Source organism: Microbacterium lacticum (assembly GCF_006716815.1).
GTDB lineage: Bacteria > Actinomycetota > Actinomycetes > Actinomycetales > Microbacteriaceae > Microbacterium > Microbacterium lacticum.
In genome coordinates this window covers 474489-489475 of record NZ_VFPS01000001.1, presented here as the reverse complement: position 1 = coordinate 489475, position 14987 = coordinate 474489, and the positions used below count along the sequence as shown (strand labels likewise).

Here is a 14987-nt window from a genome sequence, read left to right as displayed (position 1 = left end):
CCAGGGACAACGGCGCGGGTGCCGGGGTCTATTCCCGGATCGGCATGATCCGCGCAGACGGGTCTCGCGCAGGATGCCTCGGGCATCCCCGACACGAACCGCTCCGCTCCGCTCAGGCGGTCGGCGCGTCGACGGCGCCGCCGAATCGGCGGTCGCGGTCGAGGTAGAGCTCGATGGCGTGCCAGAGGTCGGTGCGTGAGAAGTCGGGCCACAGCGTGTTGAGGAACACCATCTCGGCGTACGCCGACTCCCAGAGGAGGAAGTTCGAGGTGCGCTGCTCGCCGCTCGACCGCACGAACAGGTCGACGTCGGGCATGTCGGGCACGTAGAGGTGCCGGCGGAGCGCCTTCTCGGTGATCGCCGACGGCTTCATGCGACCCGCGGCGATCTCCTCGCCCATCGCCCGCATGGCGTCGATGATCTCGTGCCGGCCACCGTAGTTGATGCACATCGTGAGGGTGAGGGTGTCGTTGTCGGCGGTGAGCTGCTCGGCGTACTGGAGCTCCTTGATCACCGAGCCCCACAGCCGGGGCTTGCGCCCCGCCCACCGGATGCGCACGCCCCATTCGTTGAGCTGATCGCGGCGGCGGTGGAGCACATCACGGTTGTACCCCATCAGGAATCGGACCTCGTCGGGTGACCGCGTCCAGTTCTCGGTCGAGAACGCGTATACGCTGAGGTGCTTCACACCCGCCTGGATCGCCCCCGCGACGACGTCGAGCAGGACCTCCTCCCCCGCCCGATGCCCCTCGATCCGGGTAAGCCCGCGGCGGTTCGCCCACCGGCCGTTGCCGTCCATCACGAGCGCGACGTGCCGCGGCACGCCGCCCTTCGGAAACGCCGGCGGGTGGACGCCGGTCCAGTCGAGCGGCCGGTAGGGCACCGCGTCACGGTGCGTATAGGGCTTCGGTGTCACCGACGGGTCTCCAGGTGCGAGAGGTGCGAAAGGGAACGGATGCCTCGTTCGAGGTGGTACTGCGTGTAGGCGGCCACGAGGCCGGACGCGGCGGCGGACGCGTGCTCGGTCGCGGCATCCACGACCTCCCACTCCCCCGCGATCAGCGCCCGCAGCAGCTGCCGCGTCTCGGGGCGCACGCGCGCCGAGCCGGCGGGGGCGCACTCGCCGCAGACACTGCCGCCCAGCTGCGCGACGAACCAGTCGTGCGGGCCCTCGGCACCGCACCGGGCGCACGCGTCGAGCGCGGGCGCCCATCCCGACAGCGCCATGGCGCGCAGCAGATACGAGTCGAGCACCGACCGGGGCGCGTGGCCGCCGAGTGAGAGAGTGCGCAGCCCCCCGACGAGCAGCAGGTACTGCTGCGGCGTCGCCTCGGCCTCGTTGAGCCGATCAGCGGTCTCGACCATCGCGTGCGCGGCGGTGTAGCTGTCGTAGTCGGCCGCGATGGGGGCGCCGTAGGATCCGAGCGACTCGGCCTGCTGCACGATGTCGAGCGTGCGGCCCTGATACAGCTGCACGTCGGCGACCATGAACGGCTCGAGCCGTGCGCCGAACCGCGACGACGTGCGCCGCACTCCCTTCGCGACGGCGCGCACCTTGCCGTGCCGACGGCTGAGCATCGTGACGATGCGGTCCGCCTCCCCCAGCTTGTGGGTGCGCAGGACCACGACCTCGTCGCGGTATGTCGGCATTGCTCCATTATCTCCGCGGTCGCCGACACCGGCCGCAGCGGCACGGCGTCGGCGTCCGGTGGGCTCCCGGGTGTGACAGACCCACCAGATCCCCGAGACCGGCGGGGAATGCGCGCCGGAGAAACGAGGGAGGCACGAGAATGGGACGGTGAACGAACCGGTCTTCGTCATCCCGCTCTGGGCCGACCTCACCGCCGTCGGCCTCGGCGGCGTGCAGGGGGCCCTCTTCGCCTCGGGGTTCTCCGACGACGGCACCGGCGGGCGGCGCCTCGACCTCCTCGGCGTCGCCATCATCGGCATCGTCATGGGGATGGGCGGCGGCCTCATCCGCGACCTGCTGCTCAACGTCGCCCCGACGACGCTGCAGAGCAACTGGTACCTGCTCACGGCCGCCGGCGCGGCGCTCGTGGGCATGCTGCTCGCGAACGTCTTCCAGCGGCTCAACGGCGTGATCGTCGCCCTGGATGCCGTGGTGATCGGCCTGTTCGGCGCCTTCGGCACCTCGAAGGCGCTCGTGCTCGGCCTGCCGGTCGTGCCGGCCGTGTTCGTCGGCGTGTGCGCCGCCGTCGGCGGAGGCATCCTGCGCGACGTCATCATGGGGCTTCCCGTCGCCGTGATGCACGTGGGGTCGCTCTACGCGGTCGCGGCCGGCGTCGGCTGCGCCGTGCTCGCGGGCGCCGTCGCGCTCGGCGCCCCGGTCGCGGCCGCGGCGGTGGCCGGGGTGATCGTGACCACGGTCATCCGCCTTCTCGCGGTGATCTTCGACATCTCGCTGCCCGAGCAGCGCGCGCTGCACCGCCGCAAGGTCGCCCTCGAGGCGAGCGCAATCCCGATCGTCACACCGCCGACCGCCTGACCCACTCGGGCATCGCCCCGGCCCCGACCGCGAGAGAACAGCCCATCGCCGAGGGAGCGGGGTGCACCCGTTCTCTCCGCGATGGACTGTTCTCTCGGCGACGTGCGCGGCGCGCCGCGCCGCGTCAGACGGCGGCGAGCTCGCCGGCGCGCGAACGCGTGCGGATGGCGCGGTTCACCGCCGACACGATGGCCTTGAGCGACGCCGTTGAGATGTCGCCGTCGATGCCGACGCCCCAGAGGCGCTCGCCGTCGATCTGCATCTCGACGTACGAGGCGGCCTGGGCGTCGCCGCCGGCCGAGAGCGTGTGCTCGACGTAGTCGTACAGCGTGATGTCGAAGCCCTGCTCGCGGATGACCTCGAGGAAGGCCGAGAGGGGCCCGTTGCCGACGCCGCGGGTCGCGATCTCGCCGTCGCCGTCGCGGAGCGTCACATCGAGGGCGACCTCGCCGGACATGTCGCTCTGTGTGCGCGTGGACAGCAGCTCGAAACGGCCCCACTTGTCACCGGGCGCCGCGGCCGGCAGGTACTCGTCGGTGAACGCCGCCCAGATCTGCTCGCTGGAGACCTCGCCCCCCTCGGCATCGGTCTTCGCCTGCACGACGCCGGAGAACTCGATCTGCAGCTTTCGCGGCAGGTCGAGCGCGTGGTCGGTCTTCAGCAGGTACGCGACACCGCCCTTGCCCGACTGCGAGTTGACGCGGATGACGGCCTCGTACGAGCGTCCGAGGTCCTTCGGGTCGATCGGCAGGTACGGCACGGCCCACGCGATCTCGTCGACGGTGACGCCGGATGCCTGTGCCGCGGCATCCATCGCCTCGAATCCCTTCTTGATCGCGTCCTGATGCGATCCGGAGAACGCGGTGAAGACGAGGTCGCCCGCCCAGGGGCTGCGCTCGTGCACGGGCAGCTGGTTGCAGTACTCGGCGGTGCGCTTGACGCCGTCGATGTCGCTGAAATCGATCTGGGGGTCGATGCCCTGGGTCAGCAGGTTGACACCGAGGGCGACCAGGTCGACGTTGCCGGTGCGCTCGCCGTTGCCGAAGAGGCATCCTTCGATGCGGTCGGCTCCGGCCATGTAGCCGAGCTCGGCCGCGGCGATCGCCGTGCCGCGGTCGTTGTGCGGGTGCAGCGACAGGATGATGTTCTCGCGGTGCGCCAGGCGACGGCTCATCCACTCGATCGAGTCGGCGTAGACGTTGGGCGTCGCCATCTCGACGGTCGAGGGCAGGTTGATGATGACCTTGCGCTCGGGCGTCGGCTCGAACACCTCGATGACCTGATTGCAGATCTCGAGCGCGAACTCCAGCTCGGTGCCGGTGTACGACTCGGGCGAGTACTCGTAGTAGACCTTCGTCTCGGGGATGCGCTTCTCGAACTCGCGGCACAGCCGCGCGCCGTTCAGGGCGATGTCGATGATGCCCTGCTTGTCGCTGCGGAAGACGACCTCGCGCTGCAGCACGCTCGTCGAGTTGTACAAGTGCACGATCGCCTGCTTCGCGCCGGCGATCGCCTCGTAGGTGCGCTCGATGAGGTGCTCGCGGGCCTGCGTCAGCACCTGGATCGTGACGTCGTCGGGAATGGCGCCCTCGTCGATCAGGTGACGCACGAAGTCGAAGTCGGTCTGGGATGCCGAGGGGAACCCGACCTCGATCTCCTTGTACCCCATCGAGACGAGCAGGTCGAACATGATGCGCTTGCGCTCGGGGCTCATCGGGTCGATGAGGGCCTGGTTGCCGTCGCGGAGGTCGACCGCGCACCAGCGCGGAGCGGTCGCGATGCGGGCGTCGGGCCACGTGCGGTCGGGCAGCTCGACGCGGATCTGCTCGTGATAGGGGCGGTACTTGTGCACCGGCATGCCGGAGGGCTTCTGGGTGTTGTCCATGATGGTCGCTTCTGTCTCGTCGGATCTGGCGGGCCAGTGGTCGTCGCACCAACGACAAGCTCCGCGACGAGGACGGCCCTAGATCGAGGCCTCGTCGCGGCAGCTAAGGAGAAGCTGGCCGAAGCGCATGGGGACAGAGTACACCGTTCGCGGCGAGGGAGATGTCACGGCGAACGGCAGCGGGGCGCCCAGCCGCGACGTCCGGAGAGCCAGACGGTCTGTACTGCCGCGCGCTATCAGAACCCGAGGCGGCCGAGCTGCTTCGGGTCGCGCTGCCACTCCTTCGCGACGCGCACGTGGAGCTTCAGGAACACCTTGGTGCCCACGAGCGGCTCGATCTGCGCCCGGGCGCGGGCGCCGACCGCCGCGAGGCGCGACCCCTTGTGGCCGATGATGATCGCCTTCTGGCTGTCGCGCTCGACGACGATGTTGGCGTAGATGTCGGTCATCGAACCCGTGTCGCGCTCGGCGATGTCGTCGATCGTCACCGCGATCGAGTGCGGCAGTTCGTCGCGCACCCCGTCGAGCGCCGCCTCGCGGATGATCTCGGCGATGCGGTCCTCGATCGACTCGTCGGTCGTGACCCCCTCCTCGTAGAGCGCGGGACCCTCGGGCATGAGCGCGAGCAGCTCGTCGGCGAGCACGTCGAGCTGCTCACCGGCAACCGCGGAGAGTGGGATGACCGCCGCCCAGTCGCTCCGCAGGCTGTCGACCTCCATGAGCCGCTCGGTGATCTGCTCGCGCGAGGCGATGTCGGTCTTGGTGACCACGGCGACCTTCTTGGCGCGCGGATACCCGTCGAGCGACGCGGCGATCCGGCGGTCGCCGGGGCCGACCTTCTCGGTCGCCGGCACGAGGAAGCAGATCACGTCGACATCGCCCAGAACCTGCTCGACGAGGTCGTTCAACCGCTGGCCGAGAAGCGTCCGCGGCTTGTGGATGCCGGGGGTGTCGACGATCACGAGCTGCCCGGACGGGCGGTTCAGGATGCCCCGGATCGCGCGCCGGGTCGTCTGCGGCTTGTCGGAGGTGATCGCCACCTTCTCGCCCACGAGGGCGTTCGTCAGCGTCGACTTGCCGACGTTCGGGCGCCCCACGAAGGTCACGAATCCGGATCGGTGGTCGGTCATCTGTCCTCGCCTCTCTGCACCGGCACTGCGCCGGTGCGGGGGGCACGCGCACGCGAACCGCCCCCGAATGCGGCCTCGGCCGCCTCCCCCGCCTCGCTCCGCTCGACGAACACGGTGGCGAGCCCCCGACCACGACCCCGCGAGGTCCCGCCGGTGAGCACGAGCCCGCCGTACTCCGCCCGTTCGCCGGGGAGCGGCACGTGCTCGAGCAGCTTGCCGAGGAGTCCCCCGACCGAGTCGACGTCCTCGTCGTCGAGTTCGATGCCGAACAGCTCGCCCACCTCGTCGAGGCCGAGCCGGGCGCTCACCCGGTATCGTCCGTCGCCGAGGTCGACGACCTCGCTCTGGCGCGGGTCGTACTCGTCGGAGATCTCCCCGACGAGCTCTTCGATGAGGTCTTCGAGGGTCACGAGCCCCGACACGCCGCCGTACTCGTCGACGACGAGGCACACGTGCACGGCATCCCGCTTCATCTGCTGCAGCAGCGTCTCGGCCTTCATCGACTCGGGCACGAAGACGGCGGGGCGCGCGATCTGCGCGACCGGGGAGTCGCGCCAGGCCGACTCGTCGCGGAACGCGAACTGCACGAGGTCCTTCAGGTACACGACACCGGTGATGTCGTCGGCTTCGCCGTCGGCCACCGGCACGCGCGAGACGCCCTTGTCGAGGAAGAGCTGCATCGCCTGCTGAGTGGTGGCCGAGGCATCCATCGTCACCATGTCGGTGCGGGGCACCATCACGGCCCGCACGTACGTGTCGGTGAAGTCGAAGACCGAATGGATCAGCTCGCGGTCGTCCTCTTCGATGAGGTCCTGCGAGGCCGCCTCGTCGACCATCGAGAGCAGCTGCTCCTCGCTCGCGAACGACGCGCCGCGATGGATGCCGGGGGTCACCCGGTCGCCGAGCACGACCAGGAGGTGGGCGAGCGGGCCGAGGAACACGCGCGCACCGCGCACGATCGGCGCGGCGCCGCTCAGCAGACCGCGGGCGTGCTGACGCCCCACGGCGCGGGGGCTCGCGCCGACGAGCACGAACGAGACCGCCGTCATGAGGACGGCCGCCGCGAGCAGCGCCCACCAGATGTTGTCGAAGATGATCGTGAACGCCGCGGTGACGAGCACGGCTGCGGTGGTCTCGGCGAGGATGCGGATGAACACGACCGCGTTGCCGTGCGCCTCGGGGTCGGCGGCGATGCGCTCGAGCGCCTTGCGGCTCCGCCCCGACGAGGCTGCCAGGTCGTACAGGTCGGCGCGCGAGGTCACTCCGAGGGCGGCGTCGAGGGCGGCCATGAGCCCCCCGAGGGCGACGAGCAGCCCCGCCGCGATCAGCAGCAGGATCGGTGTCATGCGCGTCGTCGGCGTTCGGTGGCCTGGAAGGACGCGATCAGCTCGCGCTGCAGCGCGAACATCTCGCGCTCCTCCGCGGGCTCGGCGTGATCGAAGCCGAGGAGGTGGAGCGTGCCATGCGTCGTCAGCAGGATCAGCTCGTCGAGCGTCGAGTGCTTCGCCGCCAGCGCCTGGGTCTCCGCGACCTGCGGGCACAGCACGATGTCGCCGAGGAGACCGGCCGGGGTCGGCTCCTCCTGCGTGCCGGGGCGCAGCTCGTCCATCGGAAAGCTCAGCACGTCGGTCGGGCCCGGCTCGTCCATCCACTGCACGTGCAGCGCCTCCATGGCGCCCTCGTCGACGAGGAGGATCGCGATGTCGGCATCCGGGCTGACGTGCAGCTCGGCAAGGTTGTGCTCGGTGAGCCGCAGCAGCACCGTCTCGTCGACGTCCACACCGGACTCGTTGGTGATCTCGATCGTCATGACATGCCTCGCTTGGGGAGATGGTCTCGGGGGCCGCCGGGGCGGGACTGCTGGCCGCGACGCTGGGCACGATTGCCGCTCGCGCCCTTCGCTCCGCCCGATTTGTCGCGCGCGGCGATGAACGCGGATGCCTCGTCGCGCTCGCGCCGGTCGGCGAGGCGCTGCTCGTCGTACTCGGTGTACGCGTCGACGATGCGGCCGACCAGGGTGTGACGGACGACGTCGTCGCTCGTGAGGTAGCTGAAGTCGATGTCGTCGATGTCCTTCAGCACGCGGGTGACGAGCCGGAGCCCCGACGCGCCGGCGGGGAGGTCGATCTGCGTGATGTCGCCGGTGACGACCATGCGCGTCCCGAACCCGAGCCGGGTGAGGAACATCTTCATCTGCTCGGGGGTGGTGTTCTGCGCCTCGTCGAGCACGACGAACGAGTCGTTCAGCGTACGCCCGCGCATGTACGCGAGCGGGGCGACCTCGATCGTGCCCGACGCCATGAGCTTCGGCACGATCTCGGGGTCCATCATCTCGTTGAGCGCGTCGTAGAGCGGCCGGAGGTACGGATCGATCTTGTCGTTGAGGGTGCCGGGGAGAAAGCCCAGCCGCTCCCCCGCCTCGATCGCCGGGCGGCTGAGGATGATGCGGCTGACCTCTTTGCGCTGCAGCGCCTGCACGGCCTTGGCCATGGCGAGGTAGGTCTTGCCGGTTCCGGCCGGGCCGATGCCGAACGTGATCGTGTTCTCGTCGATCGCGTCGACGTAGGCCTTCTGGCCGAGCGTCTTCGGGCGGATGATCCGCCCGCGCGAGGACAGGATCGCCTCGCCGCCGAGGACGTCCGAGGGGCGGTCACCGGTGTCGGCGCGGAGGATCCGGTCGCTCGTGACGACGTCGGCGGGGTCGAGCCCCTGCCCGCTGCGCGAGAGCGCGATGAGCTCGTCGACGAGCGCACGGGCGCGCGCCACGGCATCCGCGGGTCCCGTCAGGGTGATCTCGTTGCCGCGCACGTGCACCTGCACGTCGCGGTGCTCGCGTTCGACGACGCGCAGCAGCCGGTCTTGCGGCCCGAGCAGCTGCACCATCGCGATGCCGTCGGCGTAGATGCGCTCGACGACGTCTTCGGAGGGGTTCGATGCGGCGTCGTCAGCCACGGAGGTTCCCTTCGGAGAGTCCGCCGGCGAGCACGTGGGCGTGCACGTGGAAGACGGTCTGCCCGGCGCCCTCCCCCGTGTTGAACACGAGCCGGAAGTCGCCGTCGGCGTATTCGGCGGCGAGCGAGTTCGCGAGCCCGATCATCTCGGTGAGCAGCGTCGGGTCGCCGGCGGCGAGCTCGACGACGTTGCGGTACTCGTCGGTCTTCGGGATGACGAGCAGGTGCACGGGCGCCTTCGGCGCGATGTCGCGGATCGCGAAGACGTTCTCGGTCTCGGCGATGATCTCGGACGGGATCTCGCCCCGGTAGATGCGGCTGAAGATCGACGACTCGCTCATACCCTCAGTCTATGTCGCGGGCTCTCCGGCGCGGGTGGGTGCGCACTCGGGAGGAGATCGGCACTCGGGAGGACGCGTCGGGCCGTAGAGTCCTCCCGAATGCAGATCACCTCCCGGACAGCGGCGCCCCGAGGTGCTGCGGGCCCGCTGCGCCCTCCTACCAGCGCCCGAGGCGCGCGTTGAGCACGGCCAGGGCCGCCGGCCCCGCCGTGGAGGTGCGGAGCACGGCGTCGCCGAGACGGACGAGCTCGGCGCCCGCGGCGGACAGCGCGTCGAGCTCGCTCGGGTCGATGCCGCCCTCGGGGCCGACCACCAGCACGAGGTCGCGCTCGTCACCGGGGGCGATCTCGAGCTGCGCGAGCGGGGTGGATGCCGTGGGATCGAGCACGAGCACGCGATCGGTGCCCGCCCGGGCGACGAGCACGGGTGTGGCGACGGGGCTCGTCACGGTCGGGACCCAGGCGCGGTGGGCCTGCTTGGCGGCCTCGCGCACGATGCTCTGCCAACGCGCGACGCCCTTGACCGCTTTGGCGGCGTCCCAGCGCGAGACGCTGCGGGATGCCTGCCACGGCACGATCTCGTCGGCGCCGAGCTCGGTCGCCGCCTGCACGGCGAGCTCGTCGCGGTCACCCTTCGCGAGCGCTTGCACGAGCATGAGGCGGGGGCGTACCGCGGCGATGTCGGCGCGCGCGGTGACGCGGACGACGACGCGCTTCGGCGCGGCATCCCGCACCTCCCCCTCGAGCCAGGTGCCCGCCCCGTCGCCGAGGGTGACCGCTTCGCCGACCCGCACCCGGCGGACGACCGCGGCGTGGTGCGCCTCGGCGCCGGTCAGGGTGACCGTGTCTCCCGGCTCGGCACCGGCGAGCGTGCCGCGCCGGGCGACCTCCGCGTCGGCGGCGAGGTCGCCGGTCGCGCGAGAGAGCTCGGCGCCCTCGTCGACGAGGAAGTGCAGGGCCATCGTCGTCAGCCGCGGAATCGGTCGCGGAGCTTGGAGAACAGGCCCTGGTGGAACTGGGCGAGCTGCGGCTCCGGCGACTTGGTCTTCTTCTTGAAGTCCTCGATGAGCGCGCGCGTCTTGGCATCCAGCTTCGTCGGGGTCACCACCTGCACGCCCACGCGCAGGTCGCCGCGGTTGCCGCCGCGCAGCGGTGTGATGCCGCGTCCCTTGATCGTGAGCACGTCGCCCGACTGCACGCCGGGGCGCACCTCGAGGTCGACGTCGCCGTCGAGCGAGGTGATGGTCGTGTTCGCGCCGAGGATCGCGTCGGGCATCGACACCTCGAGGGTCGCGAGCAGGTCGTCGCCGTCACGGCTGAAGACGTCGTCGTGCGCGACGGTGACCTCGAGATACAGGTCGCCGTTCGGGCCGCCCGCCGGGCCCACCTCGCCCGAACCGGGCAGCTGCAGCCGCAGCCCCGTCTCGACGCCGGCGGGGATGTCGACCGAGACCGTGCGGCGCGCGCGCACGCGGCCCTGGCCCTGGCAGCTGGCGCACGGGTACGGGATCGTCGTGCCGTAGCCCTGGCACGTGGTGCACGGCTGGGAGGTGACGACATTCCCGAGGAGGCTCCGGACCGTGCGCTGCACCTGGCCCGAGCCCTGGCAGATGTCACAGGTCACCGGCTGGGTGCCGGGCTGGCAGCACGAGCCCTCGCAGGTCTCGCAGAGCACGGCCGTGTCGACCTCGAGGTCGCGGTGCGTGCCGAAGACGACGTCCTTGAGGTCGAGGGTCACGCGCACGAGGGCGTCCTGCCCCCGCTCGCGCCGCGAGCGCGGCCGCGCGGTGCGCGCCCCGCCGCCGCCGAAGAAGGTCTCGAAGATGTCGCCGAACCCGCCGAAGCCCGCTCCCCCGCCGCCGCCGAACGGCGACCCGTCGCCGCCGAGGTCGTAGCGCTGACGCTGCTCCGGGTCGCTCAGCACGTCGTAGGCGTGGGTGACGAGCTTGAAGCGCTCGGATGCCTCTTCGCCGGGATTCACATCGGGGTGCAGCTCCCGCGCGAGGCGCCGGTACGCCTTCTTGATCTCTTCGGGGCTCGCGTCGCGCGAGACGCCCAGGACTTCGTAGTGGTCGGCCACAATCGCCTTTCGGCGCCCCTGCGGGCGCGGTGGGTAACGCGGTGGATAAGGGGCAGCGGGCCGCTCAGCGGGACGATTCGTCCTCGTCGAGCAGTCGGCTGAGGTAGTGCGCGACGGCGCGGACCACCGCGAGGTTGGTGGGATAGTCCATGCGCATCGGACCGAGCAGCCCCACGCGCGAGCGCGTGCCCGCGCCGGCGTAGTCGCTCGTGACGATGGATGCCTCGCCGAGACCGAACGGCGCGTTCTCGCGCCCGATGCTCGCCGCCAGGCCCTGCTCGTCGGCGACCATCTCACCCATGAGGCGGAGGAGGGTCACCTGCTCCTCGATGGCTTCGAGGAGCGGGTAGATACTGCCGCGGAAGTCGCCCTCGCGGCGGGCGAGAGTCGCCGTGCCGGCCATGACGAGCTTGTCCTGGCGGAACTCGTCGAGCTCTTCGGCGACGATCCGCGCGACGGTGCGCATAGCCGCGTCGACGGGCGTGGATGCCTCGGGCGATGCCTGTCCCGACTCCTCCGGCACGGCGATGAGGTCGGCGATCGCCTGCGCGGCTTCCGCGACGGGCTTGCCGGTGACGAGGGCCGCCAGGCGCCCCTTGACCTCGGCCGCGCCGCTCTCGTCGAGATCGCCCTGCAGGAAGGCGACCCGCTGCGAGGCGCGGCCGGTGTCGGTCACGACGATCACGACGACGCGGGCGCCGCCGAGGTGCACGAACTCGACGTGCGACACGCTCGCCCGGGCGAAGGAGGGGTACTGCACGATCGCGACCTGGCCGGTGAGCTGGGTGAGCGCGCGGACGGTGCGGGTGAGTATGTCGTCGAGGTCGACGGGGTCGGCGAGGAAGGTCGAGATCGCCGCGCGCTGCGCGCCGGAGAGCGGGCGCAGCTGCGACAGGTGGTCGACGAACACGCGGTAGCCCTTGTCGGTCGGCACGCGGCCGGACGAGGTGTGCGGGGCGGCGATGAGCTCTTCGTCTTCGAGCAGGGCCATGTCGTTGCGGATCGTGGCCGCCGAGACGCCGAACTGGTGGCGGTCGACGATCGTCTTGCTGCCGACGGGCTCGTTGGTGTCGACGTAGTCCTGCACGATCGCGCGGAGGACCTGCAGTCCGCGCTCCGAGACCATCGCTCCTCCTCCCGCCCGGGCATTGGCACTCCGGGGCGTCGAGTGCCAATCCTATCGCGCTCACCCTGCGATGAGCCGTATGCGCGCCGATGCCCACCCCCGCCCCTGGGACGGCGTGCGGGATGCCGCGGAGCACGGCCCCGCCGCGCCGCAGGATCCCTACTTCGGCGCGCTCGGCGATCTGCTCGGGTCGGTCGAGATCCCGGGCGAGGACATCCTCACGGTCGACGTGTGGGCGCCCGCCGGCGCGGCGCAAGCGGGCGGAGCGCTCCCCGTCGTCGTCTGGTACCACGGCGGGGCGCTCGAGCGGGCACGCCCGCCCTGCCCGCGTACGACGGCACCACGTTCGCCCGTGACAGGGTCGTGTTCGTGTCGATCGCGTACCGCGTCGGCGCGGAGGGCTTCTCGGTGCTCGAGGGCGCCCCGCGCAACCTCGGGCTGTGCGACGCGGCGGCGGGACTCGTCTGGGTGCAGCGCGAGATCGCGCGGTTCGGCGGCGATCCGGCGCGCATCACGATCGTCGGCGAATCGGCCGGCGGAGCGCTCGTCGCGGCGCTGCTCGCACGGCCCGACACGGCGGCGATCCCGGTCGCCGCCGTCATCCAGTCGGGCCCCCTCGAGGCGGTCGCCCCCGAGCGCGCCCCCGCCGTGCGGCTCGCCGCCGCCCGCACCGCCCCGACGTACGTGTACGAGCCCGCCTGGCGGAGTCCCGTCCGCGATCTGCGGGCGGCGCACGCGATCGACATCGGTTTCGTGTTCGACCGCATCGAGGCGCCCGACTCGCAGCTCGTCGTCGGCGCCGACGCACCACGGGAGCTTGCGGGGCGGATGCACGGCGACTGGGTGCAGGTCGCCCGGACGGGAGACCCGGGCTGGCCGCGCTACGGCGCGGGTCGTGAGGTGCAGGTGTACGACGTCACGTCGCGCGTGACGCCGCTCCGCCGCGCCGCGGCGGTCGATTCGCTGCCCGGCTGACCCGCGGCTCCGGCCGCGGCCGTCGCGCCCCGGACGCCCGCGCGATCAGTGCTCACGCGGTCAGCGCGCGCACCACGGCGTCGGCGAGCAGGCGCCCGCGACGGGTGAGCACGACGCGGCCGCGCACGGCGGCGGCGCCGTCGATGAGGCCGTCGGCGATGAGGGAGGCCACCGCGTGACGCCCCTCGCCCTCGAGTTCCGACACCGCGAGGCCGTCGGAGATGCGCGAACGCAGCAGCACATCCTCGAGGCGGCGCGCCGCGGCATCCGGTCGCTCCCGGGCGGCCGCGGGCGACTGCCCCGCGGCGAGGCGCTGCGCGTACGCGGCGGGGTGCTTGACGTTCCACCATCGCAGCCCGTCGACGTGGCTGTGCGCGCCGGGGCCGTACCCCCACCAGTCGGCGCCTCGCCAGTAGGCGAGATTGTGGCGGGAACGGTGCGCGGGCGCGGTCGCCCAGTTCGACACCTCGTACCAGTCGAAGCCCCCGTCACCGAGCAGATCGTCGACGAGCTCGTACATGTCGGCCTGCAGGTCGTCGTCGGGCGCGGGCACCTCGCCGCGCCGGATCTGACGGTGCAGCTGCGTGCCCTCCTCGATGATGAGCGCGTATGCCGAGACGTGGTCGGGGGCGAGCGCGATCGCGGTGCGCACCGAGGTCTCCCAGTCGGCGAGCGATTCGCCCGGCGCGCCGTAGATGAGGTCGACGCTCACGTCGAGACCCGCCCGACGGGCGGCGGCGACGGCCGTCGCGACGTTCGCGGGATCATGGGTGCGGTCGAGCGCGGCGAGCACGTGCGGCACGGCCGACTGCATCCCGATCGACAGCCGCGTCACGCCGGCGGCGGCGAGCTCCTCGGCGAGCTCCGGCGTCACGGTGTCGGGGTTCGCCTCGACGGTGACCTCGGCATCCGGCGCCAGCGCGAACGTGTCGCGGATGCCCCCGAGCATGCGCGCCAGGTCACCGCCGGGCAGCAGGGTCGGGGTCCCGCCGCCGAAGAACACCGTCTGCGCGGGCCGGAGCGCGCCGCGCGCGGCCAGCGCGTCCTGGGAGAGGGCGATCTCGCGGAGCACCTCGTCGGCGTACGCGTCCTGCCGCGCTCCGCGCAGCTCCGTCGCGGTGTACGTGTTGAAGTCGCAGTAGCCGCACCGCACACGGCAGAACGGCACGTGCAGGTAGACGCCGAAGTCGCGCTGCGCGTCGATCGCGATGTCGTCCGGCAGGGCGCCGTCGAGAGGCGCCGGGTCGCCCAGGGGCAGAGCCGACCCCATCAGGCGGGGGTCGTGAACAGCGGCGAGATCGCGCGCAGGTAGCCCTGGAAGAGCTCGCGACGACGACGCTTCACGAGGGGCGGCAGCAGGCGGTAGAGCGGCGAGACCGGCCGGTCGAACGCGCGCACGACGAAGCGCACCTCGTCCGAGTCGGTCCACTCGACCGCGAACGATTCCTCGCCGCTGACGACCGACGAGCCGACGGTGCCGAGGGCGAAGGCGACCCGGCGGGGCTCTTCGGTCGCCGAGATCACCCGCAGCTCGCCGTCGGCGTTCATCCCCTTGACGCGCCCGTGCACCCGGATGGTCGTGCCCGCCGCGACGTACGGCGTGCCGTCGACGTCGAACCGCTGGTCGGCCTCGAGTCGGCTCGGGGCGACGGGCGCCCCCTCCGCGTCGAAACCGACACCGGAGTACATCGGCCCCGCGGCCGGGCGCACATCGGTGATCTCGAGCCCGGCGCCGCGGAGCGCGGCCCAGGCGAGGAGTGCCTCGGCCGACGAGGCGAACCGGGCCTCGCCGCTGCCGAGCCGCCACGACGCTTCGGCCGGAACACTCCGCTCCGGCGGGTACGACATGAGATCGTGCGCGCTCGTCGCACCGACGGCGGCGTAATCGACCGTGCCCTCTTGGAAGTTCCCGCGGCGCATGGCGTCCAGCCTACCGAGCGACGCTGACGCAGGAGGCCACGGCCCGGCGCGATGTCGCCGCCCCGTGCGATGAT

General features: G+C 71.6%; 15 protein-coding genes and 1 pseudogene. 3 read left to right on the top strand and 13 right to left on the bottom strand.

The window, feature by feature from the left end; all coding sequences use genetic code 11:
• Positions 1 to 112 precede the first annotated feature (112 nt).
• Entirely contained in the window at positions 113 to 916 is an 804-nt protein-coding gene (locus tag FHX68_RS02325) for an isoprenyl transferase (protein WP_141379488.1), read from the bottom strand.
• Positions 913 to 1650: a DNA repair protein RecO gene (gene recO, locus FHX68_RS02320; RefSeq protein ID WP_141379490.1), complete on the bottom strand. Its 738-nt coding sequence runs from the start codon at positions 1648 to 1650 to the stop codon at positions 913 to 915. Before recO ends, FHX68_RS02325 begins: the two co-directional genes overlap by 4 nt.
• 148 nt (positions 1651 to 1798) lie before the next feature.
• On the opposite strand from recO, the gene FHX68_RS02315 reads away from it, so the two are divergent.
• Positions 1799 to 2506 (top strand): trimeric intracellular cation channel family protein, encoded by a 708-nt coding sequence (locus FHX68_RS02315; protein ID WP_141379492.1) that lies wholly within the window; start codon positions 1799 to 1801, stop codon positions 2504 to 2506.
• A gap of 124 nt (positions 2507 to 2630) precedes the next feature.
• Here FHX68_RS02315 and leuA read toward each other — a convergent pair whose 3' ends face one another.
• The 9 genes from leuA to hrcA all read right to left on the bottom strand — a co-directional run bounded on the left by leuA (position 2631) and on the right by hrcA (position 12018).
• Complete coding sequence (gene leuA / locus FHX68_RS02310) at positions 2631 to 4391, bottom strand: 2-isopropylmalate synthase (protein ID WP_141379494.1); 1761 nt, start codon at positions 4389 to 4391, stop codon at positions 2631 to 2633.
• A 236-nt stretch (positions 4392 to 4627) separates the two neighbouring features.
• Positions 4628 to 5521, bottom strand: coding sequence for a GTPase Era (era, locus tag FHX68_RS02305; RefSeq protein ID WP_141379496.1), 894 nt, complete (start codon positions 5519 to 5521; stop codon positions 4628 to 4630).
• Positions 5518 to 6867, bottom strand: coding sequence for a hemolysin family protein (locus tag FHX68_RS02300; protein WP_141379498.1), 1350 nt, complete (start codon positions 6865 to 6867; stop codon positions 5518 to 5520). Before FHX68_RS02300 ends, era begins: the two co-directional genes overlap by 4 nt.
• Complete coding sequence (gene ybeY, locus FHX68_RS02295) at positions 6864 to 7331, bottom strand: rRNA maturation RNase YbeY (protein WP_141379500.1); 468 nt, start codon at positions 7329 to 7331, stop codon at positions 6864 to 6866. Before ybeY ends, FHX68_RS02300 begins: the two co-directional genes overlap by 4 nt.
• Positions 7328 to 8404: a PhoH family protein gene (locus tag FHX68_RS02290; RefSeq protein WP_141379545.1), complete on the bottom strand. Its 1077-nt coding sequence runs from the start codon at positions 8402 to 8404 to the stop codon at positions 7328 to 7330. Before FHX68_RS02290 ends, ybeY begins: the two co-directional genes overlap by 4 nt.
• A gap of 61 nt (positions 8405 to 8465) precedes the next feature.
• Positions 8466 to 8813 (bottom strand): HIT domain-containing protein, encoded by a 348-nt coding sequence (locus FHX68_RS02285; protein WP_141379501.1) that lies wholly within the window; start codon positions 8811 to 8813, stop codon positions 8466 to 8468.
• A gap of 157 nt (positions 8814 to 8970) precedes the next feature.
• Positions 8971 to 9774, bottom strand: coding sequence for a 16S rRNA (uracil(1498)-N(3))-methyltransferase (locus FHX68_RS02280; protein WP_141379503.1), 804 nt, complete (start codon positions 9772 to 9774; stop codon positions 8971 to 8973).
• Between the two features lie 5 nt (positions 9775 to 9779).
• A complete protein-coding gene (dnaJ, locus tag FHX68_RS02275) occupies positions 9780 to 10892 on the bottom strand; it encodes a molecular chaperone DnaJ (protein WP_141379505.1) in 1113 nt (370 codons plus the stop codon).
• A gap of 64 nt (positions 10893 to 10956) precedes the next feature.
• A complete protein-coding gene (hrcA, locus tag FHX68_RS02270) occupies positions 10957 to 12018 on the bottom strand; it encodes a heat-inducible transcriptional repressor HrcA (RefSeq protein ID WP_141379507.1) in 1062 nt (353 codons plus the stop codon).
• Positions 12019 to 12088: 70 nt separating this feature from the next.
• Between hrcA and FHX68_RS16085 the strand changes: the two are divergent.
• Positions 12089 to 12265 (top strand): annotated as a pseudogene (locus FHX68_RS16085) (carboxylesterase/lipase family protein); the annotation flags it as partial.
• A 122-nt stretch (positions 12266 to 12387) separates the two neighbouring features.
• Positions 12388 to 12993 carry a carboxylesterase family protein gene (locus FHX68_RS02265; protein WP_255314005.1) on the top strand — a complete coding sequence of 202 codons (606 nt, stop codon included), beginning with the start codon at positions 12388 to 12390 and terminating at the stop codon, positions 12991 to 12993.
• A 52-nt stretch (positions 12994 to 13045) separates the two neighbouring features.
• Here FHX68_RS02265 and hemW read toward each other — a convergent pair whose 3' ends face one another.
• Together hemW and FHX68_RS02255 are read right to left on the bottom strand one after the other, a co-directional pair.
• Positions 13046 to 14263, bottom strand: a complete 1218-nt coding sequence (gene hemW / locus FHX68_RS02260) for a radical SAM family heme chaperone HemW (protein WP_141379509.1) — start codon at positions 14261 to 14263, stop codon at positions 13046 to 13048.
• Complete coding sequence (locus FHX68_RS02255; protein WP_141379511.1) at positions 14263 to 14913, bottom strand: DUF1990 domain-containing protein; 651 nt, start codon at positions 14911 to 14913, stop codon at positions 14263 to 14265. Before FHX68_RS02255 ends, hemW begins: the two co-directional genes overlap by 1 nt.
• Between the last annotated feature and the right edge of the window lie 74 nt (positions 14914 to 14987).

Bases quoted from the DNA above. Each gene is read 5' to 3' on its own strand.
- recO (WP_141379490.1), bottom strand. From the start codon at position 1,650: ATGCCGACATACCGCGACGAGGTCGTGGTCCTGCGCACCCACAAGCTG.
- leuA (WP_141379494.1), bottom strand. From the start codon at position 4,391: ATGGACAACACCCAGAAGCCCTCCGGCATGCCGGTGCACAAGTACCGC.
- era (WP_141379496.1), bottom strand. From the start codon at position 5,521: ATGACCGACCACCGATCCGGATTCGTGACCTTCGTGGGGCGCCCGAAC.
- FHX68_RS02300 (WP_141379498.1), bottom strand. From the start codon at position 6,867: ATGACACCGATCCTGCTGCTGATCGCGGCGGGGCTGCTCGTCGCCCTC.
- ybeY (WP_141379500.1), bottom strand. From the start codon at position 7,331: ATGACGATCGAGATCACCAACGAGTCCGGTGTGGACGTCGACGAGACG.
- FHX68_RS02290 (WP_141379545.1), bottom strand. From the start codon at position 8,404: ATGGTGCAGCTGCTCGGGCCGCAAGACCGGCTGCTGCGCGTCGTCGAA.
- FHX68_RS02285 (WP_141379501.1), bottom strand. From the start codon at position 8,813: ATGAGCGAGTCGTCGATCTTCAGCCGCATCTACCGGGGCGAGATCCCG.
- FHX68_RS02280 (WP_141379503.1), bottom strand. From the start codon at position 9,774: ATGGCCCTGCACTTCCTCGTCGACGAGGGCGCCGAGCTCTCTCGCGCG.
- hrcA (WP_141379507.1), bottom strand. From the start codon at position 12,018: ATGGTCTCGGAGCGCGGACTGCAGGTCCTCCGCGCGATCGTGCAGGAC.
- hemW (WP_141379509.1), bottom strand. From the start codon at position 14,263: ATGGGGTCGGCTCTGCCCCTGGGCGACCCGGCGCCTCTCGACGGCGCC.
- FHX68_RS02255 (WP_141379511.1), bottom strand. From the start codon at position 14,913: ATGCGCCGCGGGAACTTCCAAGAGGGCACGGTCGATTACGCCGCCGTC.